The following is a 22,422-nucleotide window of genomic DNA, read 5'->3' on the forward strand; positions in this document are numbered from 1 at the left end:
GAAGGCGATAAAATCGGGTTTAGTTAACAAACCGGGTCGGGTTCAATCATTTGATAGAGGAAAAGGTTCTTTTTGTTACTTTTGACACTTTCAGGAAGTTTAGAATAAAACCGTATGCTACCGAATCAACGTCGGGATAAAATACTTGAATTGCTGAAGGAAGACGGCTCCGCCAAGATCGTCAACCTCGCCCGGATCTTTAAAGTGACGGAGGTGACGATTCGTCAGGACATCGAGAAGCTGGAAAAAGACGGGCTGGTGATCAAGGACCACGGCGGGGCGTACCTGAAAAACGTGGAAGATCAGGTGCGGACGGTTTCGCTGGGGAACCAGGAAAACATCGATAAAAAGGAGCGGATTGCCACCAAGTGCCTGGAATTCATCGAAAGTGGCGACACCATTATTCTGGATTCGGGTTCAACCACGACCGAAATTGCCAAGAAACTGCGCGGCTACCGCAACCTCACCGTCATCACCAATGCCCTGAACATCGCCCTGATTCTGGGCGCCGAAACCGGTATCGAGGTGATCATGACCGGCGGGGAGTTTAAACCGCCCACCCTGTCGCTGACGGGGCAGAAAGCCGCCGATTTTTTCAAGGGCATCAATGTCCAGAAACTCTTTCTGGCGACGGCGGGCATTTCGCTTAAATCGGGCCTAACGTATCCGAGTATCAGTGACTTAGTGGTGAAAAAAGCCATGATCGATGCCGCCGATGTGACCTATCTGGTGGCCGATTCGACCAAAGTCGGCAAGAGCGCTTTTGCCAGTCTGGGCGCGTTGTCGCTGATCGACTACATCATTACCGACGCCACGATCCAGGAAAAATACAAGCAGATTTTTCATGATAACGAGATTGAGCTGATCATTGCGCCCTAACCGGGTTTACTCAAACAGCCAGTCGATGTTTTTCTTGTTACCCGTCAGGCCCGCGTCAAAAACCGGTATTTCCTGATTGCCGTCCACAAAACCGAGCAGCAGGCAGGCTCCTTTTCCCAGGTTGAGCGTATGCGTTCCGGCTTTGAACGAATAGGCATGCACGTTGACCGGTGGAAACCCCTTCAGCAGCAGGGCATTCGAGATTTTGATTTCCGACTGACCGTAGTCGTTGGCGCTGGCGTCGGTTTCGAGTTCAGGTGCCGGAAGGTAGTTCGGATTCTTTTCGGTAAAAAAGCCCACCAGCAGCTTAACGGGCACACTGGCCGTAAACGTCAGGCTGGTACGTTCCTGCTGCTGTTTCGCCTTCGCCAGTTGCAGGCCGTTCAGATTTTTTAGTTCGGGCGCCACCTCGCCGATCGCTACGGTTGTATCGGAAAAAACACGCTGCCCTTTTGCCACGGAATAGGTTTCCGCGGTCGGGCTCTGAATCTGAACGGGTGCGGGGCGGAACAAAACCGGTTGTTTGACAATACCTGGGGGCGACGATTTCAGCGAGTCGATGACGGATTTAAACCGCTCCAGTTCTTTCTGGTAAACCGGCAGCATTTCTTCCCAGGTTTTGTAAGTCCCATCGATGCCGCGCATTGGAATTTTGCGCTGTTTGGTCTGCATGCTATTGGCATACAGGTACGTATCTTTCGTCAGATTCACCAGATCGGTGTAATGAGTTACACTGCTTTCCAGCAGCGGAACGGCTTTTTCGAGGTCGCGCACGTCGGTTGAATACGTGTATTTCAAAACCGCTAAAGCCGCCCGGGCTTTTTGCGCGTAGAAATTCGCCATCGCATTCTGGGCGTAAACGTCATTTTTCAACCGGTCAAATTCATCCTTATTTCTGGTTACCGCACCAGCCGCTTTGTCGATGGCGGCCACCGCTTTTCGTCCGTGTTCGATGACCTCGTCGGCAACCTGAACCGGCGTTTCGCCAAGGTGTTTTTCGTGCTTCGACTCTTTCTCGGCATACTCGATAATCATTTCACCCTCAGGAGCTTCCGATTCGTACATCAGCGTAAACAAGCCATACCGAAACGGGTTAATGAGTTGAGTCATCAGCATACCCAGCGTGAGCGTCTGGCGGTTGCCGTCGGTGATGCCGTAGCGTCGCAGGAGCTTGGGCGAAATCTCACCGGTTTGTTCGTAAGCTTCCAGCACCGCTTTGCCTTTTTCGACCGATAAACCGTATTGATCGGCCAGTTGATGGCCCCAATACGCCACCTCTGCGGGCCGTTCCCGTTCGGACTTCCAGGCGTAGCGCGCCCAGGTTTTGTACCAGATCCAGTCACGGTCGAGCTGAAGCAAGCGGGGCGAGGTTTTGTCGGCGGTATACGGCCAGTCCCAATACGATGCCTGCGGGTATAGATGAAGGCCATTCGCGCCGTAAACGGTGTGCATGGCCTGAACGGATTTCTGGATGAAGTCGGGCGAACCGTAGCGGAAAGGCTCCAGATTGGCCAGAATATGCACATTTTCGACGTGCACGGTACCGATATTGCTCAACGTTCGGTGCAAATCCGCCCATTTGCCACGCGGAGTGTAGGTCGTCAGGGCTTCGCCGTTGTATTTTGCCATCGTGTACAGATTTTTGTACAGCGGCAGGGCTGCTTTCATCACGCGGGGCGCGTCGGAATCGTGGGCACGCAGCACAATGGGCGGTTCGTTGGTTTGGCCGAGGGCCTTCAACCCGTCTTTGACACCCGGAATAATCGTTTTGGTAAACCAGTCGACATCGTCCTGACCAACGCCTTCCATCGCTTCGCCAAGCGTGATGAGCAGGCCGACATTCGGGTATTTCTGGACGAATGCGGCAATGGATTTCTGGGTGTAATCGGCGATGAGCGGGGTAATGGGGCGGTTTCGGTCCTGGGTTTTGATGTGATGTTTTTCGGCAAAAGGCTTCGAAACGATGATGTTGTAGAACATCTGAATCACCCAGATGCCGCGTTTATCGGCTTCGCTGGTCAGAAACCGAAACATTTCCTCGTTTTTTTGAAAGGTGGCGTCGTCGACTTCCACGGCGTAGGGATACGCTGTAAGCCGAACGAGCGATGCAAACGGGTGACCATTCCACAAATACAGCGAATTATACCGGTTTTCGGCCATGGCATCCAGGTACTTGATCCAGAGTGCTTTGTCGTATAACCACGGAAAGGTTTCGGGGGTATACGGATATTCATACACCTCGCGGCCGGGCAGATAAACCGGTTTCTGAATGCCCACGGCCGTTCCCCGCAACACCATTTCGGGCCGATCGTTCAGCGCGATGGTTTCGGGAAGTTTCCCGGTTTTGTTGATTTGGTCGGCTAATTCCAGACAACCGTATAACACGCCGGACGGATCGAATCCGGCAATGAGCAGCGGTTTTTGACTGTCTTTTCGAAGGGTGAAACTTTCCTTGCCCGCTGCTTTGTCCGCTGTCTGGCCATAACGCGAAGCCAGCGGTTTAACAATTGCATCCGCCCACCGGCCCACCACAATCTGTTGATTTCCACTGGCTGAAACACCTTTTGAAACCGTGATTTGATAACCGGCTTTCGTCAACGCCCGTTTTACTTTTTCAACTCCGTAGGCAATCCGCGCGTGCGCCGAAACCGGCGTGATGATGGTTACTTTTTTCCCTGTACTCTGCGCAAATGCCGCAATCAGGCTGAGAAATACGAAAAGAAACGAAAGTGAAATTGGTTTGACGGAGCGGTTCATAGAGCAAAGCTTAGGAACTTCCCAAAAGAAACCGGTTCAATTCGAAAACCGAATCCGGGAGGTGGAGGAAGTGGACAAATTTACCCGGTTTTGATACCGGTAATCTCCAGCATTTTCTCAAAAAAATATACAATGTTAGCGTGAGCGGCTAAGCCCTGAATTCTACGAAATCGTATTTTCCGCCTGAATCGGCCTTGAAACCGGCGAAGTCAGCTTGCCCCGCAGGAACGAAATCAGGGCGCCGGTCAACACCAAACCGCTCATGATCAGGTACGCATTATGCATGCCCAGAAGCTGGGCTTCCGTTGATTCCGGACTGGCATCATGCGCCAGTGCCCACCGATTTCGGGTGCTATACCAGACGGCTGCCGCCATGGCAATACCGACGACAAAGCCCAGGTTTCGCATAAAGGCAATCATGCTGCTGGCAATGCCGCGTTGGGTGATCGGTGCCGCGTTGAGCGCACTGCTGCTGTTGGGCGATTGAAAAAGGCCAAAACCCAGACTCACCAGCGAACTCCGCCAGACGACATCCTGCCAGCCCCAATCCGTATCCAGAAATGAAAAAGCGAAATAGCCGCAGGCCGTGATTAACAGACCGGTGCTCGATAACCACCGCGTACTGACCCGGCTCGAAAGGTAACCACCCAGGGGCGCAATCAGGCTGAGGGTCACGGGGCCAGCGAGTAAGATCATCCCGGCGCGTTCGGGAGGAAGCCCCAGCAACTGTTGCAGAAAAAATGGAATGATGAACAGATTGCCCCCGGAAGCCACGAATCCGCAAAATGCCGCCAGAATTGCCGACGTATACGGCCAGATGCGAAACAGGCTCAGTTGCAACATCGGTTCCCGAACGCGCCTTTCCCACAGCAGAAACAAAAGCAGCAAAACCGCTCCGGTGGTCAGCAAAGCAACCACCAGCGGATTATCCCAGCCGTACGCCGGTTCGGGGCCAAAATCAAGCCCGGTCAGCAAGGTGGTAACACCAATCAGAAACAGGCCTGCTCCAGCCATATCGAAGCGTTGATTGGTAACCTTGGGGCTTTCGGGCAGGATGGTCCACGCCCGCCAGATCGCCAGTAATCCGATGGGAACATTGACAAAAAAGATGCTTGACCACCCGAATTTTCCCAGCAAAAAACCGCCGATCACCGGCCCGGCACTGGACCCGGCGGCCACGATCGAACCCATCAGCCCCATGGCCTGACCGCGTTCCTGCGGGGCAAAGGTGTCGCCAATGATGGCCGGACCGACGGCGTAAATCATGGAAGCCCCCAGCCCCTGAAGAACCCGAAACCCCACCAGCGACCAGAGGTTCCAGGCCAGTCCGCACAGCAGAGAGCCTAGCACAAACACGCAAAAACCGGTGATGTAAAGCGTTCGGCGACCCACCCGGTCGGAGATTTTGCCCATAATGAGCAGGGTGCTGGTGGTGGTCAGCAGGTAACATAATACGATCCACTCGACGCTGTCACCCGCGCCCAGTTCCCGCCGGATGGTGGGCAGGGCGATGTTGACGATGCTGCTGTCGAGCGTCGACATGAACGTGCCGAACATGAGCGTGCCCAGAATGATCCATTTATTGGGAGACGAAGACGAAACCGTTGAAGGGGTTGATGACACAGGCAAACGAAGTTACTACCGGGAAATAACCAGGGGATTGGGGTAGTTGTTTTGCATCCGTGTCCCGATCTTATTTCTGAAATATCATCACGTGCTGCTGCGGTAGTTTATCATACACGGTTTTGAGCTGTAAACCCACGGCTTTCATTTCCCTTTTCGCCTGGGCAATGCTCATTTTGTGGTGCGGTTTGATGGGAACGTTCGGGTCTTCGGCGCGGTATTCGACCAACACGACCCGGCCACCGGTTTTTAGGGCGCGGACGATGTTTGTCATCATTTCGCGGGGGTGCGAAAATTCGTGGTACGCATCGATCATCAGCGCCATATCGATGCTGTTGGCGGCTAGTTTCGGATCGGTGATCGTTCCTAAAACCGGCTCGACGTTCGTAATTTTAGAGCGGTTTTTGGTTTTATTCAGATCAGCAATCATCTCATTTTCAATGTCGACGGCCAGAATTCGGCCTTTCGGAACTTTGGGTGCCATCAAAAAAGTGAAATACCCGGTTCCGGCACCCACGTCGGCAATGACGTCCGTTGGTTTCAGGTTCAGGGCTTCCAGTAACAGGTCGGTGCGTTCTTCCTGCTCGCGCTCCGGGCGGTCGAGCCAGGCGGCTCCCAAATGACCCATGACCTGCGAAATTTCCCGGCCCATATACGTTTTGCCGATCCCGTCATACGCAGCTTTCCGGTACTGATAAACCCCTTTTGGGGCGTTGATAACCGGGTCAGGCTGCTGACCGAAAGCCCGTTCGGAGAACGAATAAACGGACACTAGCACGAGGCTGAGAAAAACATGCGGTTTTTTCATGGCGGGCTGAAATAATCTACGGTTTGAACAAGCGGCAAAAGAAAGTGTTTACAAATTGTTTTCCACCATTCTCCCGCACGTATGAACCTTATTTTGCACTTGTTACTCGATGCTGCCGTTATTTTTGGACTGGCCTATCTCATGCCGCAGGTCGATGTTAAAAGTTTCGGTACCGCTCTCGTGATTGCCATTATCCTGGCGATGCTCAATTTCCTCGTTGGCTGGATCATCCGATTTCCGCTTAACCTGGTAACGCTCTTTTTCTTAACCGGAATTGTCCGCATCGTGGTGACGGCCATTCTGCTGAAACTCATCGATAAAATGATGGGCAGTTTCACCATCGTCGGGTTTTGGCCCGCGCTGGTCATCGCAGTTTCTGTGGCCGTTGCCGGAGCGATTGTCGACGGCGCACTGGCTCCTTCCGAGGCTGTCATTGAAGAACGCCGTGTGGAAGCCGCGCTGCTGACGCCGGCGCCGGTTTCTGTTTTCCGGATATGAAAATCCGGTGATTGCAGCAAGCAAAAAGCCGCCGGAACTGAATCCTGGCGGCTTTTTACTTGCTATGAGGTGGGTTCAATCCACAATTTTCAAATCTACCGGAATGTTTCCACGGGTTGCGTTGGAGTAAGGGCAAACCTGATGCGCTTTCTCGGCCAGTTCCCGGGCTATGGCCCGCTCGACGCCCGGAATCTGAATTTCCAGCACCACGGCCAGACCGAATCCGCCCGCATCGTTCTTTCCAATACTCACATCCGCCGTTACACTCGTCTGACCGGCTTCTACTTTTTGCGTGCGAATGATCAAACTCAGGGCACTATCGAAACAGGCTGCGTAACCAGCGGCAAACAACGTTTCAGGATTGAGGTAGGTCCCGCCGGGACCACCCATTTCTTTCGGTACGCGTACTTCGACATCCAGGGCACCATCCTGTGATTTAACGTGGCCATTGCGGCCTCCGGTTGCGGTGGCTTTCGCCGTATACAATTTGTTCATTTCAAAACAACCGGCAGCAAACGCAAATGGTTGCAAAATCCGTTACTTCGCTTTGCGGATGTAGATATTGCCGTTCATGTTTTTCATCATCACCTCGCGGCCTCCGCCGTTGACTTTACCCTGCACCCAGTCGTCGATGCTGACCTTGTACATACCCTCCTGGCTGCTGCGGGTTGCTTTCGGCTGGGTTTTGTCGACATCCACGTCGAAGTCGCTGTAGATTTCACCCCGGTCGGATTTTAACTTGACGTTAAACTTGGCCGTTGCCGGAAAAGTAACATCAACGTTGCCATTGAGGGTCGAAAAAGCCATCGGCGCATCCGAATTGACACTTTTGAAATTGGCTTTCAACAACCCGTTGACGGTATTGGCCACCGCCGAACCGGCAATGTTGGTGAGTTGAATCGGACCGTTCACGTTATTGACCTCAAATTCGCCGGTTACATTTTCAATCGAAATCTCGCCGTGATTCACCGTGCTGACTTTCAACGAAAATTGCTGCGGTACTTTGATCGTCAGGTTGACCGTTCGTCGAATCGAGTTGGAACTCACATGGATGTTGTTGTTTTTTTCCTCGGCGCTGATGTCGAAATCGCCCCGGGTCGAGATCCGTTTCATGCCGTTGGCCAACTCGTCGGGTTTAGGCTCTTTTCGTTTATTGGAATTGGTATTGAGTTCCGCAACGGCATCGATGACGACTTCTTTCCCGGCGTAACCGACTACGTGAATGGACCCGTTGATCAGGCCGACGTGCAGTTTGCCCGGTTTGTTCGGATCGCTCAACGGCACGGTCAGTTGTTCCTTCACCTGATCGGTCTGGGCGATCAGTCGCGGGGCTCCGGCGAGTGAAACGAACATCAGAAGGGCGGTGGCTATGTGATTTTTTTTCATGTTTTCAGATTGTTTTTTACTATTTGATTCAAGATGATTGGCTTTTGACCATCGACGATTGACCATGGACCATTGCAGTTACGGATTGACGATGGTCAACTACCTACGATTGTTTTTTGATGTAGACGTTGCCATTGAACGTTTCGAACCGCAGCGTTTGGCCGCCTTTTCCGATGCGAATGGATGCGTCTTTCGTGAGTTTGTAAACCGTTCCGCTGTTGGTTTTTTCCTCGGTTTTGGTCACTTTGACCGGCAGCAGTTCGGCATCCGGGAAATCGGTGTAGAACTCGCCCTGAAAGCTTTTGAAGCTCAGATCGGCGGATAAATTGGCCGGGTAACTGATTTTAATGTCGCCGTTCAGCGTGTAATACTTCGATTTTTCGGGCGGGGTAGCCAGGTAATTGGCTTCTACATTTCCGTTGATTGTGTGTGCGGTGGTCGCTCCCTTGATGTTGGTCAATTTGATGGCTCCGTTGACATTATTCGCATGTAAAGAACCGGTTACGTCTTTTACGGTTACATCGCCATTATTCACCGTCGAAACGTGCAGGTTCATTGAGTAAGGCACTTTGACGGTAAATTCGAGATCGTATTTGTAGTCGATCCGGCGGTGGTTGGTGCCGTTGTTCCGCCAGTTGTTTTGATTCGGGCGCGAATCGTACGGCTGGGCGATGTAGGCCATGATCGTATCGGCGTCCTGATCAAACTGTAGCAGAAACTCCTTCTTGCCCTGTTCCAGCAACTCGGCGGTTTTAGCACTGATCCGGCGGTCGATTTCCAGGGTCACCTTCGTGCCCGAATAGCCCTCGACTTTGATAAAACCGCTGATGTTGTAGATGGCAAGCGTACTGCTGCCTGCGTCTTTCGACAGGGTGAATTCCTTGCTGATGTGATCCTTAAACTCCTGGCTCTGAGCCGATGAGGGGATGCCATAAGCCACCAGTCCCACCAAAAAGAGGGTGATAATTGATTTCATGATTGTTGTTTGTGTTAGAGTAAAGAAGTTGGGGAAAGGACCATTGACGATCGACCATTGACCATTGTTTTGACCATCGTCAATGGTCGATCGTCAATGGTCATTCACTCTACGTCAAATCCTTGATCGACTGTTCGATTTTGACCTTGACAAAGTCGTTGAGATTTTCCTGCCGGAGCAATTCCCGAAGCGGTTTGATCGATCGTTTTTCCTGCAATTTCACCATCACATCGGCCAGGGCCGATTGGACCATGGGCGAATCCTGTTTGACGATGGAATGCACCAGTCCTTCCCGGACTTTCGGATCGGCGGCCAGTTCGGCCAGTGCTTCCAATGTTACCAGCCGGACGTTCACGTTCGAGTCGTTATTGAGCGTACTCAGCAAGGCTTCAACGACCTGTTCATCCGCGTGTTCGATGTCTTTCGTGTATTCGACCGCCCGCAGCCGTTCGGTCGCCGACTGGTTTTCGAGCAACGACAGCAAAACCGTCTGCCGCATTTCTTTCACCTGCGTATCCAGTGCGCTGATTTGTTCTTCGTAAACCGGCGTTTTCTTGGCACTCAGCCAGTAGCCGCCCGCCAGACCGATCAGCACCAGCGCCAGGCTGTAGGCCACCCGAACGGCGAGTTCCGGCGTCAAAAACCGCTTGATCCGGCGCAGGATGCTTTTCCAGGAGCGACGGCGTTTTTTGGCTTCCTCGACCTGGACCGATTCCAGCATGGCGTAAAACCGGGAGCGGACTTTCTCGCCGGGTTCGGGCACCGGCACATGGCCCATCATTCCCCAGAGTTGCCGGGTGGCGACCAGTTCCGCCTGACAGTCAGCACACTGCGCCAGATGCGCTTCGACGGCGGCTCGTTCGGTTTCCGGAATCTGATTACTCAGCAAATCGATCAATTGTTCTTTTGCGCTTTCACAGTTCATGGTTGTATGATTATGTACCCACGGAATGATGTACCCACGGACCGGTGGTCCGTGTTTTTAAAGTTTAGGCTAACTAAAATCTCAAAACACGGACCACCGGTCCGTGGGTACATCATTCCGTGGGTACGTGTTTATGCTTTTAAAAACACCCGTTTCAATTCATTCATCGCCCGATGGACACGCACTTTTACGGCTCCTTCAGTGGTGTCCAGAATCCGGGCAATTTCTTCGTATTTTAGTTCCTGGAACCGGCTCAATATCAACACTTCCCGGTTTTCCGGGCTCAGTTTTCGCAGCGCATCGTGCAAGGAAGCCAACTCCTGTTCCTTTTGCATCTGCTCGTCGGCAGTGGTTCCGCCCCCGATGCGCTCGGCAAAATCCGCCACATCGTAATGATGAACCGAATGCTTGTTTTTCCGAACGTGATCGGCCAGAACGTTGCGAGCCAGGTGATACATCCACGTCCGAAACTCACCGTCGCCGGTGAACGTGTGCCGGTATTTCAGCATTCGGTAAAACACGTTCTGCACCAGATCCTCACTCGCATCGGTCTGTCCCGTCATGTGGTACAGAAAACCGAACAGCGCACGGTGGTATCGCTCGAAGAGCAGGCCCATCTTTTCCAGATTGCCGTCCTTCACCTGAATCATGAGTGAGTTGTCTGTCAGCGATTTCAACCGGGTACGTTTGCGTGTTTGGCTTAATTGTCTGTGGAAACTGAGCGAGTTGGGGAAGGTTACACAAAGAGATGAAATTTTTTCGTCTTGTTTTTTGTAACTTGCTTACAATGATTTTCGACAACCATAATCGCCCCATTACCTATCTCCGTCTGGCTGTCACCGACCGCTGCAATCTCCGGTGTTTTTACTGCATGCCCGAAGAGGGAATCAAGTACCTGCCCAAGAATCAGTTGCTGACGTATGAGGAGATGGAACGGCTGGTGCGCGTGCTGGCCCGGCTGGGGGTGTCGAAAATCCGGATTACGGGCGGAGAGCCCTTCGTGCGCAACGGTTTGATTGATTTTCTCTGGCGACTGAAAGCCACCGAAGGCGTTGAGGAACTGCACATTACGACCAACGGCGTGCTGACCGAACCGCTTGTGCCCGAACTGGTCCGGATGGGCATTGGTTCCGTCAACCTCAGCATTGATACGCTCGACCGCGAGCGGTTTCGGCAAATCACCCGGCGCGACGAACTTCCGGCGGTTTTGGGAACGCTCGATGCGTTATTGGCGAATGACATCCCGGTCAAACTGAACGCGGTGGTAATGGAAGGTAAGAACAGTGAAGACCTTCCGTTGCTGGCCGAACTAACCCGCGCTCATCCCGTTGAGGTGCGGTTTATCGAAGAAATGCCATTCAACGGCGAAGGCAGCCACTACCCGGTTTTGAACTGGACGCACCGCCGGATTTTGCAGGAGTTACAACTGCTGTATCCGGGATTAAAGCGGCAAACCGATTCACCGTTTTCAACCGCAGCCACGTATCGAATTCCCGGTTATCGGGGAACCATTGGCATCATTGCCGCTTTTACGCGCACTTTCTGCGGCACCTGCAACCGCATCCGTCTAACGGCTCAGGGAACGCTCAAAACCTGTTTGTACGACAACGGCGTGCTCGATGTCCGCGCATTACTGAGATCTGGCGCAACCGACGCCGAGTTAACGGCGGCATTTCTGAAAGCCTTTGGTCACCGCCCCAAAAACGGCTTCGAAGCCGAACACGAGCGCGGGCCGGTAACCGAATCCATGTCGACGATTGGGGGGTAATGAATCAATCCAACAATTGTCAATAAAACCACTCCTGAGAATCGTGGATGGTTTTCTTATTCTCCATTCATGCCCAATAAATTCGTTGGGCGTCGAACAGTCGCGTAGCGACGCAAGGTTTGTAGCCCGACAATCCTGCCGTTTGTACCCAGTCGCGTAGCGATCGGACCATTCAACCTTTTTGGCCGCTTGCAGAAAGTCTGGAAAGCCAAAAACCAGTACTTACCACTCATCGGATTATTTTACCTTCGATGTATTATGTAATACATAGTACCTGTTATTGCCAATACTTTTGGAGTATTGATAATGACATAAGTTGTACGAATCACCGGAAAAACCGGTTTGACGATCGCATGAAACGCTGGACACTTTTACTATTTCTGGGGCTGTTTTCGGACTTGGCCGGTTTTGGTCAGACACCTGACGCAAAGAAACTGGATAGTCTGTTCGATGCGCTGGCCAGCCGTGATCTGGCGATGGGTAGTCTAACGATTTCGGTTGATGGGAAAGTCCAGTATCGGCGTGCGGTGGGCGCTGCGTTTCAGGACGAGGGAAAAACCGTACCGGCCACGGTTCAGACCAGATACCGGATCGGTTCCGTGTCGAAACTGTTTACAGCGGTGATGATTTTTCAGTTGATCGACGAGGGTAAACTAAGTCTCGATCAAAAACTGGCTGCGTTTTTCCCGGAACTACCCAATGCGCCGAAAATCACGATCGGGCAGTTGCTCAGCCACCGGAGCGGTTTGCACAATTACACCGCCGATGATACCGGTTTTCCGGATTGGATGGATCAGCCGCAAACCCACGAGCAATTGCTCCGTGTCATTGCGTCGAAAGCCCCTGATTTTGAGCCCGAAACCCGGGCCGAGTACTGCAACACCAATTACCTGCTGTTGAGTTACATTCTCGAAAAAGTCGGTAAAATGCCGTATGCCAGCGCGTTAAAACAACGGATTACGTCGAAGATTGGCTTGAAAGATACGTATTACGGTCAGAAAATTTCACCCGAACAACACGAAAGTCGTTCCTATAAATTCGCCGAAGGCAACTGGAAAAGTCAGAAGGAAACGGACCTGAGTATTCACAGCGGGGCGGGTTCTATCGTCTCGACACCGACCGATCTGGTGAAATTCATTGAGGCTTTGTTCGCGCTTAAACTGGTAAAACCAGCGAGTCTGGATCGGATGAAAACAATGGTGGATGGCTACGGCATGGGCCTGTTTCCGTACGATTTTGGGGCAAAAACCGGGTACGGCCACAACGGTCGGATTGAAGAGTTTTATTCCGCCGTTCGGTATTTTCCCGAATCAAAACGGGCGATTGCTTATTGCACGAATGGCATCGTTTACCCGCGAACGGACATTCTGGATGCAGTTTTGAAAATCAGCTTTCAGCAACCGTATTCCGTGCCGTTTTCTAAAACCGTTGCGCTGAAAAGCAATGCGCTGGATCAATACATGGGGCAGTATGCGTCGGCGCACTTGCCCATTGTGGTGACCTGCACAAAAACCGGATCGCAACTCGTGCTGGAAACGAAGGGCAAATCGTTTGAGGTGGTTCCGATCAACCCGAACTATTTCATGCACGCGCCGACGGGGACGTTTTTTGAATTTCATCCTGACAAGGGCGAGTTGTTGATCAAAGAGACGGACAATGTGTATTATTTAAGCCGAAAATGATTCCCAACCAACTGTCCGAAACGGGACGGAAAGAATGTCCGTATCGGGACAATAGATACTTTTTTAATTCAGAAAAACCGCATAATTCACCAGAAAAGGCCTTTTTGTTGAACTGGCACCCGTTTTGATCACCTTAGTTTATTCATCGTTCAGCGCTATTTTTCCACTTTTGTTATGATCCGTAATTACTTCAAAATCGCCTGGCGGAATCTGATCCGCAACCGGGTTTTCTCGGCCATCAACATCGTTGGGCTGGCCATTGGACTGGCGACCTGCCTGCTGATCAGTCTGTTCGTACTCAATGAACTGAGTTACGACCGGTTTCACGCCAAGGCAAACCGCATCGTCCGCGTGGTGTTCCGGGGCACGGTGCAGGGCGGCATCATGAACGAAGCGCACGTGATGCCAGCCGTTGCCCGAACGCTCAAGGCCGATTACCCCGAAGTGGAAGAAGCCACGCGGTTACGCGTCGGCGGAACGCCCAGGTATCTGGTTGGGGAAAAGCTGTTCAACGAAGAACGGATGGCGTTTGTCGATTCCAATTTCTTCCGGGTTTTCAGCTTTCCGCTGTTGCAGGGTGATCCGAAAACCGCTCTAACGCAACCCAATACGGTGGTGCTGACCAAACCGACGGCGCAGAAACTGTTCGGTCGGGAGGATATAGTGGGGAAAATGATTCAGGTGAAAGGGGTCGATAAACCCATGACAGTCACCGGCGTGATGGAAGAAATTCCGACCAACGCCCACTTCCATTTCGATGTATTTACCTCGATGGCGAGCTTGCCGGAAGGCCAGTCGACCTCCTGGATGACGTCGGAATTCTTCACCTATCTGGTGCTTCCCAAAAATTACAATTATAAACAACTGGAAGCCAAACTGCCGCAGGTGGTCGAAAAATACATGGGGCCGGAAATCGAGAAAGCGTTCAAAATGAACTACAAACTATTCCGGCAGAAGGGCAACGACCTGGGGCTATTCCTGCAACCGCTGACGGACATTCACCTGCATTCGGATTCAGCGTACCAGATAGAGCCAACCGGCAACATCCAATATGTGTACCTGTTCGGGGCGGTAGCGGTTTTTGTGCTGCTGATTGCCAGCATCAATTTCATGAATCTGTCGACCGCCGGAGCGTCTAAACGGGCCAAGGAAGTAGGCATCCGGAAGGTAATGGGCTCAATCCGGCTGGAACTGGCGGGACAATTTCTGATCGAATCCATTCTGCTGACCGCGATTTCGCTGGTGGTGGCGTTGGCGCTGGTGTATCTGACGTTACCGGTTTTCAATAGCTTATCGGGCAAAGCCTTGACGTTCAGCTTTGTCGATGCGCCCTGGCTGTTGCCGGGTCTGTTGCTGTTCGGGTTATTCGTAGGTGTGCTAGCGGGCAGTTACCCGGCGTTTTTCCTGGCTTCGTTCAAACCGGTGGCGGTGTTGAAAGGGCGGTTTAGTGCCGGGAAAACCGGTATTGGCTTGCGCAGTGGTCTGGTGGTTTTTCAGTTCTTCATCGCGATTCTGCTGATGGTTGGAACGACCGTTGTTTATCAGCAACTTGACTACATTCAGAAAAAAAATCTGGGCTTTGACAAGGACCAGGTGCTGGTGTTCGACACCTGGGCGCTGGGTCCGAAAGAGGACGTATTCCGCGATCTGCTGTTGCAGGATCCGCGCGTAGTAAACGTCAGCCAGTCGGGCTATATACCGGCCGGTCCGAGCAACAACAACAATTTTATCGTCTATGGCGATAACAATTCGACCCAGTTGATCAAGACGTTACGCTACGATATCGATTATACTTACATTTCGACGCTGGGCATGAAAATAGTCGCCGGGCGGAATTTTTCCAAAGAATTTGGCACCGATTCAACGGGCATTATTCTCAACGAGACTGCCGCCAGACTTTTCGGGTGGAATGGAAAAGCATTGGGCCATACCGTGACGCGTCAGGATCGGGAGGGGATAAGTTCGACGTACCGGGTGGTTGGTGTCGTGAAGGATTTTCACTTTCGGTCGTTGCACGAGAAAATTACGCCTTTGGTGATGGTGCTGGCCAAAACCAACGGAACGATGATCGTAAAGGTGAAAACCCGCGAGGTTGCCGGGCTACTGGTCTCCGTTAAAAAGCAGTGGGATGCCTTCAAACTGGATCAGCCGTTCTCGTATTCATTTCTGGATGAGCGGTTTATGCAGACCTACGAAGCCGAACAGAAGATCGGTAAAATTCTCGGTATCTTTTCCGGGCTGACCATTTTCGTCGCCTGTCTGGGTTTGCTGGGCCTGGCCATTTTTACGGCCGAGCAGCGCACGAAAGAGATCGGCGTTCGGAAAGTGCTGGGCGCGTCGATTGGCAGCATCGTCGGCCTGCTCTCCCGCGAGTTCGTCAAGCTGGTGCTGATTGCGCTGGTGCTGGCGTCGCCCGTGGCCTGGTACGCGATGAATAAATGGCTTCAGGCGTTTGAATACAAAATTGCCGTCGAGTGGTGGATGTTTGTGCTGGCCGGTTTTCTGGCAATTGCCGTTGCCCTGCTAACCATCGGTTTCCAGTCGATTAAGGCCGCGCTGATGAATCCAGTGAAAAGCCTGCGGGCGGAGTAGGGCACTGGCGCGTAAAGAGGTGAGACAGGAGATCGGTAAAAAGAAGTCTCTTGTCTCATTTTTTTGCCTAATTACTTTGTATTGCAAAGTTCTTTTTTACTTTTGTGCTCAAGCTTTTTCTGCCAATTATTCAAGCATCTTTCACCCTATTTAGTATGATCAATTGCTATGGAAAAAAACCGGTTTTTTCACTACAAAGCGGTGGAGTTACGCTTTTTATGGCTCTTTAACGTGGCTAACGGGCCACTCACTGCCATACTAATGCTGGTGTGGCTGAACCAGACATATGCTCAGCCACTGGACAAAGCCAAACTGGATCAGTTTTTTGACCGACTGGCCGAAAAGAACAAAGCAATGGGAAGTCTGGTCATTGCCAAAGAAAGCGACGTGCTGTACAGCCGCTCCATCGGTTATGGCCAGATCAATGGCACCGAGAAAAAACCGCTGACCGCAGCCAGCCGATTCCGAATTGGTTCGATTACCAAAATGTTCACGGCTGCGATGATCCTGCAACTTGTCGAAGACGGAAAACTGAAGTTGACCGACCCGCTCGACCAATTTTTTCCGCAGGTTCCGAACGCGCAGAAAATTACGATTGCGCAACTCCTCTGGCATCGCAGCGGTATCCCGAACGTCAGGCGCGATCCGAAGGCTCAGGAAAAAGTAAACACGATTCCGGTAACGAAAGACGAAATGCTCGCCCTGATTGTCAAGGCCACACCTGAATTCGAACCTGATACAAAGCACTCCTACAGCAACTCCGGCTATCAGATTCTGGGTCTTATTCTTGAAAAAGTAACGGGCAAACCCTATGCGGAAGTCCTGAAGGAACGAATTACTTCAAAAATCGGGCTTGCGAATACGTATCTGGCAACCGGCCCTATCGACCCGGGCAAGAACGAAGCGCTTACCTACATGAACTTTGGCGACGGGTGGAAACCGGTGCCCGAAACCCATCCCAGCATTCTCTACAGCGCGGGTGCGATTGTTTCGACGCCGGGCGATCTGGCCAGATTCATCCAGGCGCTGTTCGATGGAAAGATCGTGTCGAAAGAAAGTCTTGACCGGATGAAAACGATCCGGGACGGCGAAGGGTCGGGAATGGAATCCTTTACGTTCGCTGGCAAGACCTTTTACGGACACACGGGCGGGGCTGACAACTACGGTGCCTGGCTGGCTTATTTGCCGGAAGAAAAGCTGGCGGTCGCGTATACCACGAACGCAAAGGTTTACCCGGTAGGCAATATCGTACGGGGCGTGGTCGACATTTACTACCATAAACCGTTCGAAATTCCTGCTTTGGAATCAATGGCCGTCAGCCCGGACATTTTGGACAAATACGTTGGCGTTTATTCGAGCCCCGACGCGCCCGTGAAATTGACGATTACCCGGGACGGTTCGACGCTTTTCTTTAAACCGCCGGGTGAGCAATCGGCGGCCCCACTCGAAGCAACGGCCGAAAACAGATTCCAGATCGAGGGGGCAGTTGTCATTGAGTTCGACGTGGCCAAGAACCAGATGACGGTCAAACGGCGTGGTGGGGAACGGGTTTTTACAAAAGAAAAATAACTCATGTGCCAGAAGAACCAGCCATAACAGACCGCCAGTCTGGACCGTCGTCGTGCTTCTGGCGTTTATCCCTGTCGTGTTGACGCTTCTTGCCATCTGGCATTGGAAACCGGGCGCTTTTGGGCTGGCTGTCGTCCTGCTGCCTGGTGGGATAAGGCTGACGTACGAACCGGTGAAACCCGTGGACTCCACATTCCAATTGAAAGCGGGGTTTCCAGTAACAAAGAATCCGTTGCTGGAAACCCCGCTTTAAAAACGATTTAACCGTAAAAAGTGGATGGGCAGATCGGTCCTGCCTTTCATCGCCAGGTCAGCAAGGATCTCACCGACGACAGGAACAAATTTGAACCCATGCCCGCTAAATCCACAGGCGACGGTTACCCGGTTGTCGTATCCCGGTAATTGATCGATGATAAAGTTCCTGTCTACACTATTCGTATAAAGGCAACTTTTGAACGCCCTAAAGGTGTGGCCTGCAGCCGGTATGTAGTTTTTGACAAAGTGTCGGAGAGCTTCTGCGTCTTTTTCCTGAATGCTGCGGTCTGCAAAATCAGGATTCGTTTTTTCGCCGGGAAAATGATGCGCTAGTTTTAAACCGGTAGGTCCTGGATATTCCGAAGACGGTAGAACCGGAAAACCATAAAAGGTGCCCAGCTCCGGGTCTTCAACCAGCCAGCAGGGAAAATCACCCAATGCAAAAGCGGTTTGGTCTTCCACATCGAGCCAGGCTACTACCTGGCGGGTGACTGTAAGGGAGGTGGGCAGCGCTGGAATCAATTGTGACGTCCAGGCGCCGGCCGTAATGATTAATTTATCGCTGGTGTAAGTGGTTGAGTCCGTTTTGACCTCTACTCTTCCCGCTTCGACCTTCCAGGTATCGATTGCGGAGTTTGTTAAAATGGTTGCTCCCTTTTTTATGGCGTCTTGCGAATACGCAATGATCGTGTTTTCGGGTGAAACGAAGCCCGCGTCGGCTTCCAGAATTACTTCGAAGTCGGATGGGAACCGGAATAAAGGATACTGGCTGCCTGCTTCAGAAGGGGGTATTTTCTTTAAGGGAATCTGGTACATTGCGGCCGACTGTTTAAGGCCACTCATTGTTTCATGGTCCGGTTTTCCGGCATACAAAATCCCCGTAGGCTGGTAAAACGTGGATGTCATTTCGGCTTCTAAAAGTCGCCAGTTCTGATAGGCACGTGCAAGTAAAGGCACATAATCCGGGTGTTCGAAGTAGGATTTCCGAACGAGTCGGCTCTGGCCGGTATGCGACCCCTGCTCGTGTGGAGTCGTGAATTTTTCCAAGCCCAAAACCTTATATCCTCGTTTTGCCAGAAACCAGCAAGCCGCCGATCCCATCGATCCAACCCCCACCACGATAACATCGTAATGCGGAGCTGTTTTACTTGTAGCTGTTTTCCGATGTTCCACGCCAATGAGCTGACTTGTCATGCCCGAAATAAACGAATCGCGTGCGGATAAAAAAGCCCAGTCCGATTGCTCGGACTGGGCTTTACGGTTTTTAAGCCGGATGAGTTACGCGTGCTGGCCCGCGTGGGCACCTTCACGAATTTCCTCGATCATTTTTTTATTAAACGCCGGAATATCATCCGGTTTTCGGCTGGTGACCAGCCCCTGGTCGGTGACTACTTCCTGATCGACCCAGTTGGCTCCGGCATTACGCAAATCGGTCTGAATCGACGGATAGGAAGTCAATGTGCGACCTTTTACGACATCGGCCTCGATCAACAGAATCGGCGCGTGGCAAATGGCCGCGACCGGTTTATGATCTTCAAAAAAATGCCGGACAAACGAGACGGCTTTTTTCTCCAGCCGCAGGTTATCGGGATTCATGACGCCCCCGGGCAACAGCAGCGCATCGTAGCTATACGCATCGGCATCGTCCAGCAGTACATCCACGGCGAACGAATCGCCCCAGTCTTTTCCGTTCCAACCCTTGACGACACCGCTTTTGGGCGCAATTAAATGCGTTTCGGCACCGGCTTCCTGCAACGCCTTCCGCGGCTCCGTCATTTCGACCTGCTCAAAGCCATCGGTCAGCAGAATCGCCACTTTCTTTCCCTTCAATCTTTGCTGATTTTCCATGTCTACGTTGAGATTTGGTTACGATAGAATAACGACGCAAACCGGAGAAGGTTATCGGAATCGAGCCAGCGGGAAACCCAGGCCGGACGGAAAACCGTCTTATTCGCTCTTCAAACTCTTCACGGGGTTCAGCAAAGCCGCCTTGATGGCCTGGTAACTTACCGTCAGTAAGGTAATTAGCAACGCCAGAATCAGCACCACCACAAATACGTCGACACCAATCGTAATTTTGTAGGTATAGCTTTCCAGCCATTGATTCATGACGTACCAGGCGAGGGGTGAGGCAATCAGGCAGGAAATGATAACGAGTTGAAAAAAGTCCTTTGACAGTAAGCCCCAGACATTCGATACGCTGGCACCCAGTACTTTACGGATCCCAATTTCCTTGACCCGCTGTTCCGCCATGAAAGACGCCAACCCGAATAAGCCCAGACACGAAATAAAAATGGCCAGCACGCAAACAATGGCCGACAGATTCCCGATCAATTCTTCGGAACGGAATTTTTTGGCGTACTCCGCATCGGCAAATTGGTAATCAAATGGATACGTCGGGTTGTATTTATCAAAAATGGGCCGGATTTTGTCGATCGCGACTGAAGGTGACAGGGCCGGATTGATTCGTACGTCAATAAAATTGACCCAATCCGGACCAAACAGAATCGTCATCGGTGCGACGTCACGGTAGGCAGACCATTCAATGACGATATCCGGAATGACCCCAACGACGGTCCACTCCCGATTCGCCCACCGCAGCGTCTCACCGACGGGATGTTTCAGCCCCATGCGTTTAACCGCTGCTTCGTTGAGCAGTACCCCGTGGGTATCAGTCGTAAAATCCCGCGAAAAATCGCGCCCTTCTTTCATCCTGATGCCCATCGTTTTGGCGTAGTCGTAACCGGTAGCCAGGGTCGTGAAAATGACGGATTCATCTTCGGGCGTTGCTCCCTTCCATTTCCAGCCACTGTTGCTGCTCCACCATTGCGTGGGCGGGGCGTTGGTTTTACAAATCGAGGAGACCGCCCCCGTTGCCAGTAATTCGGCCCGAAGCGCTTCATAATGATCGAGTAAATCTTTCGAAGAATTGACGGAAATGAGTCCTTGTCTGGTAAAACCAAGCGGACGGTTTTTGCCGTGCTGAATCTGCTGGTAAATGATGATCGTACCAATCATCAGCGTAACCGAAAACGTGAATTGAACCACCACCAGGATTTTTCGAGGCAACGAAGCGCTTTTTCCGACATGAATGCTTCCTTTCAGAATCCTGACGGGATTGAACGACGACAAATACAGCGCCGGATAGCTGCCCGCCAATAAACCGGTAAGTACGGTGAAAACCAGGGTGATACCCCAAAAAACCGGGTTGCCGAACTCGATCACCATCGCTTTCTCGGTCAGTTGATTGAAGTAAGGCAGGGAGATCAGGACAATGCCCAGGGCCAGCACCAGCGCCATACCGGTAATCAGAATTGACTCACTTAAAAACTGCCCGATCAACTGTTCGCGACCCGAGCCAACGGCTTTGCGAACGCCCACTTCCTTCGCCCGTTTTTCGGATCGGGCCGTGCTGAGGTTCATGAAATTGATACAGGCAATGACCAGAATAAACAGGCCAAAAACGCCAAATAATCGCACATACTTAATAAAACCGCCCGTGTTTTTCCCTTCGGTAAACTCCGAATAAAGCCGCCATTTGGCCATCGGATGCAGGAATAATTCGGGCTTGACAAGCTTCCTGATATTGGCATCATTGGCCTGATGGGTTAACACCACATCCTTTATTTTGGCGTTGGTTTGCCCGGGATCGACGCCGTCTTTGAGCTGGACGAAGAGACCAAAATCATTATTTCGCCAATCCGATTTTGCGTTTTTCACCCACTCATACAGTCGCTCCTGCAGTTGCCAGGGAAGCAGATAATCAAACTGGAGCGTGGCATTCTTCGGTTGTTTGGCAACAACCGCCGTTACTTTGATATCGGCCTTATTCTCCAGCCGGATGATCTTGCCGATGGGGTCCTGGTTACCGAAAATAGCCTGAGCGGTTTCATCCGTTAAGACAACCGAGTAAGGGTCCTTGAACGGGTTTTTATCGCCATTCAGGATGGTTAGCGAGAACATATCAACGGCCTCTTCGCCAATGAAAATGCCCCGTTTGAGGAACTTCTGATTGCCAACGATCAACGAACGGTTTCCATCCGACCGCTGATACATCGCGACGGCCTTGAAGTCGGGAAAATGGCTCCTGAGTTCCTCGCCCGTCGGAAACGGTATCGCATCCTGAGTGCCCCGGCGACCGTCGAAGGTTTGGTTCAGTTTGACCTCATAAAGCGTTGCGTAGTTTTTGTGGTGCCGGTTGGCCGATACTTCATCCTGGATCCAGATGCCAATGAGCATGGCTACGGCCATGCCGACGGCTAGCCCGGCAATGGTAATGGCGGAATAGCCCTTGTGCCTGGCCAGGTTGCGAAAAGCGAGTTTTACATAATTGCGTAGCATGATCGGGTGAAAAAAGGAAAGGTTCGAAACGTCATTGAATCTGGAATGATGGTGGTTTAAACGGGGAGCGGTTTCGCGTCGCCAGAGCCGGGGATGGAGTAACAACAGTACATCCAGCAGGTACAATAAGCGCGCTCTTTGATAGCCGGATCGCCGGACTCGTTTATGAAACAATTCGTTGAGGTCGCCCTGAATTTCTTCCCGAAGATGAGGAGCGGTAATCCCCATCAACAGGCGTTGCGCCCATTGTGGCGGTTTTGGGGTAGGTGGGTGGCTCATACGCGCATGGGTCGTTTTCGGGAAAGAAATAAATCTTTCTCATTTGCATAGCAAATGGCAGACCACTTTTCTAAAATGGCCAAT

Annotated in this window: 17 protein-coding genes; 6 read left to right on the forward strand and 11 right to left on the reverse strand. The window is 51.9% G+C overall.

Features of this window, described 5'->3' with window-relative positions:
• Positions 1 to 114: 114 nt before the first annotated feature.
• Positions 115 to 879 carry a DeoR/GlpR family DNA-binding transcription regulator gene (locus EHT25_RS18515; protein ID WP_124876613.1) on the forward strand — a complete coding sequence of 255 codons (765 nt, stop codon included), beginning with the start codon at positions 115 to 117 and terminating at the stop codon, positions 877 to 879.
• Between the two features lie 6 nt (positions 880 to 885).
• Here the strand turns inward: EHT25_RS18515 and EHT25_RS18520 are convergent, their stop codons facing one another.
• The 3 genes from EHT25_RS18520 to EHT25_RS18530 form a co-directional block, all read right to left on the reverse strand.
• Entirely contained in the window at positions 886 to 3,636 is a 2,751-nt protein-coding gene (locus EHT25_RS18520) for an alpha-d-galacturonidase (RefSeq protein ID WP_124876614.1), read from the reverse strand.
• 162 nt (positions 3,637 to 3,798) lie between these two features.
• Entirely contained in the window at positions 3,799 to 5,259 is a 1,461-nt protein-coding gene (locus tag EHT25_RS18525; protein ID WP_229311635.1) for an MFS transporter, read from the reverse strand.
• Positions 5,260 to 5,329: 70 nt separating this feature from the next.
• Positions 5,330 to 6,067 carry a class I SAM-dependent methyltransferase gene (locus EHT25_RS18530; protein ID WP_124876615.1) on the reverse strand — a complete coding sequence of 246 codons (738 nt, stop codon included), beginning with the start codon at positions 6,065 to 6,067 and terminating at the stop codon, positions 5,330 to 5,332.
• Positions 6,068 to 6,148: 81 nt separating this feature from the next.
• On the opposite strand from EHT25_RS18530, the gene EHT25_RS18535 reads away from it, so the two are divergent.
• Positions 6,149 to 6,565 (forward strand): phage holin family protein, encoded by a 417-nt coding sequence (locus EHT25_RS18535; RefSeq protein WP_124876616.1) that lies wholly within the window; start codon positions 6,149 to 6,151, stop codon positions 6,563 to 6,565.
• 75 nt (positions 6,566 to 6,640) lie between these two features.
• Here the strand turns inward: EHT25_RS18535 and EHT25_RS18540 are convergent, their stop codons facing one another.
• The 5 genes from EHT25_RS18540 to EHT25_RS18560 form a co-directional block, all read right to left on the reverse strand.
• Positions 6,641 to 7,060: an organic hydroperoxide resistance protein gene (locus EHT25_RS18540; protein WP_124876617.1), complete on the reverse strand. Its 420-nt coding sequence runs from the start codon at positions 7,058 to 7,060 to the stop codon at positions 6,641 to 6,643.
• A 42-nt stretch (positions 7,061 to 7,102) separates the two neighbouring features.
• Positions 7,103 to 7,951: a DUF4097 family beta strand repeat-containing protein gene (locus EHT25_RS18545; RefSeq protein WP_124876618.1), complete on the reverse strand. Its 849-nt coding sequence runs from the start codon at positions 7,949 to 7,951 to the stop codon at positions 7,103 to 7,105.
• 103 nt (positions 7,952 to 8,054) lie between these two features.
• A complete protein-coding gene (locus tag EHT25_RS18550; RefSeq protein WP_124876619.1) occupies positions 8,055 to 8,927 on the reverse strand; it encodes a DUF4097 family beta strand repeat-containing protein in 873 nt (290 codons plus the stop codon).
• 109 nt (positions 8,928 to 9,036) lie between these two features.
• Positions 9,037 to 9,852 (reverse strand): HEAT repeat domain-containing protein, encoded by an 816-nt coding sequence (locus EHT25_RS18555; RefSeq protein ID WP_124876620.1) that lies wholly within the window; start codon positions 9,850 to 9,852, stop codon positions 9,037 to 9,039.
• Positions 9,853 to 9,983: 131 nt separating this feature from the next.
• On the reverse strand, positions 9,984 to 10,502 hold the full coding sequence (locus EHT25_RS18560) for an RNA polymerase sigma factor (protein ID WP_124877103.1): 519 nt from the start codon (positions 10,500 to 10,502) through the stop codon (positions 9,984 to 9,986).
• Between the two features lie 137 nt (positions 10,503 to 10,639).
• Here EHT25_RS18560 and moaA point away from each other — a divergent pair, with 137 nt between their 5' ends.
• The 4 genes from moaA to EHT25_RS18580 all read left to right on the forward strand — a co-directional run bounded on the left by moaA (position 10,640) and on the right by EHT25_RS18580 (position 17,463).
• Positions 10,640 to 11,620: a GTP 3',8-cyclase MoaA gene (gene moaA / locus EHT25_RS18565; RefSeq protein ID WP_124876621.1), complete on the forward strand. Its 981-nt coding sequence runs from the start codon at positions 10,640 to 10,642 to the stop codon at positions 11,618 to 11,620.
• A gap of 353 nt (positions 11,621 to 11,973) precedes the next feature.
• On the forward strand, positions 11,974 to 13,302 hold the full coding sequence (locus EHT25_RS18570; RefSeq protein WP_185731411.1) for a serine hydrolase domain-containing protein: 1,329 nt from the start codon (positions 11,974 to 11,976) through the stop codon (positions 13,300 to 13,302).
• A gap of 174 nt (positions 13,303 to 13,476) precedes the next feature.
• Complete coding sequence (locus EHT25_RS18575) at positions 13,477 to 15,894, forward strand: ABC transporter permease (RefSeq protein ID WP_124876623.1); 2,418 nt, start codon at positions 13,477 to 13,479, stop codon at positions 15,892 to 15,894.
• 168 nt (positions 15,895 to 16,062) lie between these two features.
• The gene (locus EHT25_RS18580) at positions 16,063 to 17,463 is read left to right on the forward strand and encodes a serine hydrolase domain-containing protein (RefSeq protein WP_124876624.1); all 1,401 of its coding nucleotides are present in this window, start codon (positions 16,063 to 16,065) and stop codon (positions 17,461 to 17,463) included.
• A gap of 249 nt (positions 17,464 to 17,712) precedes the next feature.
• Here EHT25_RS18580 and solA read toward each other — a convergent pair whose 3' ends face one another.
• The 3 genes from solA to EHT25_RS18595 all read right to left on the reverse strand — a co-directional run bounded on the left by solA (position 17,713) and on the right by EHT25_RS18595 (position 22,338).
• A complete protein-coding gene (solA, locus tag EHT25_RS18585) occupies positions 17,713 to 18,891 on the reverse strand; it encodes an N-methyl-L-tryptophan oxidase (protein WP_185731412.1) in 1,179 nt (392 codons plus the stop codon).
• A 105-nt stretch (positions 18,892 to 18,996) separates the two neighbouring features.
• Positions 18,997 to 19,566 carry a type 1 glutamine amidotransferase domain-containing protein gene (locus EHT25_RS18590; RefSeq protein ID WP_124876626.1) on the reverse strand — a complete coding sequence of 190 codons (570 nt, stop codon included), beginning with the start codon at positions 19,564 to 19,566 and terminating at the stop codon, positions 18,997 to 18,999.
• 99 nt (positions 19,567 to 19,665) lie between these two features.
• Positions 19,666 to 22,338 (reverse strand): ABC transporter permease, encoded by a 2,673-nt coding sequence (locus EHT25_RS18595; RefSeq protein ID WP_221622302.1) that lies wholly within the window; start codon positions 22,336 to 22,338, stop codon positions 19,666 to 19,668.
• Positions 22,339 to 22,422: the final 84 nt, after the last annotated feature.

Origin of the sequence: Larkinella rosea (assembly GCF_003858635.1) — a bacterium.
Lineage (GTDB): Bacteria > Bacteroidota > Bacteroidia > Cytophagales > Spirosomataceae > Larkinella > Larkinella rosea.

Coding starts and splice junctions, on each gene's coding strand:
- EHT25_RS18575 (WP_124876623.1), top strand. CDS start 13,477: ATGATCCGTAATTACTTCAAAATCGCCTGGCGGAATCTGATCCGCAAC.
- EHT25_RS18550 (WP_124876619.1), bottom strand. CDS start 8,927: ATGAAATCAATTATCACCCTCTTTTTGGTGGGACTGGTGGCTTATGGC.
- EHT25_RS18530 (WP_124876615.1), bottom strand. CDS start 6,067: ATGAAAAAACCGCATGTTTTTCTCAGCCTCGTGCTAGTGTCCGTTTAT.
- EHT25_RS18515 (WP_124876613.1), top strand. CDS start 115: ATGCTACCGAATCAACGTCGGGATAAAATACTTGAATTGCTGAAGGAA.
- EHT25_RS18560 (WP_124877103.1), bottom strand. CDS start 10,502: ATGATTCAGGTGAAGGACGGCAATCTGGAAAAGATGGGCCTGCTCTTC.
- EHT25_RS18555 (WP_124876620.1), bottom strand. CDS start 9,852: ATGAACTGTGAAAGCGCAAAAGAACAATTGATCGATTTGCTGAGTAAT.
- EHT25_RS18540 (WP_124876617.1), bottom strand. CDS start 7,060: ATGAACAAATTGTATACGGCGAAAGCCACCGCAACCGGAGGCCGCAAT.
- EHT25_RS18535 (WP_124876616.1), top strand. CDS start 6,149: ATGAACCTTATTTTGCACTTGTTACTCGATGCTGCCGTTATTTTTGGA.
- moaA (WP_124876621.1), top strand. CDS start 10,640: ATGATTTTCGACAACCATAATCGCCCCATTACCTATCTCCGTCTGGCT.
- EHT25_RS18520 (WP_124876614.1), bottom strand. CDS start 3,636: ATGAACCGCTCCGTCAAACCAATTTCACTTTCGTTTCTTTTCGTATTT.
- EHT25_RS18545 (WP_124876618.1), bottom strand. CDS start 7,951: ATGAAAAAAAATCACATAGCCACCGCCCTTCTGATGTTCGTTTCACTC.
- EHT25_RS18580 (WP_124876624.1), top strand. CDS start 16,063: ATGGAAAAAAACCGGTTTTTTCACTACAAAGCGGTGGAGTTACGCTTT.
- EHT25_RS18570 (WP_185731411.1), top strand. CDS start 11,974: ATGAAACGCTGGACACTTTTACTATTTCTGGGGCTGTTTTCGGACTTG.
- EHT25_RS18595 (WP_221622302.1), bottom strand. CDS start 22,338: ATGAGCCACCCACCTACCCCAAAACCGCCACAATGGGCGCAACGCCTG.
- EHT25_RS18590 (WP_124876626.1), bottom strand. CDS start 19,566: ATGGAAAATCAGCAAAGATTGAAGGGAAAGAAAGTGGCGATTCTGCTG.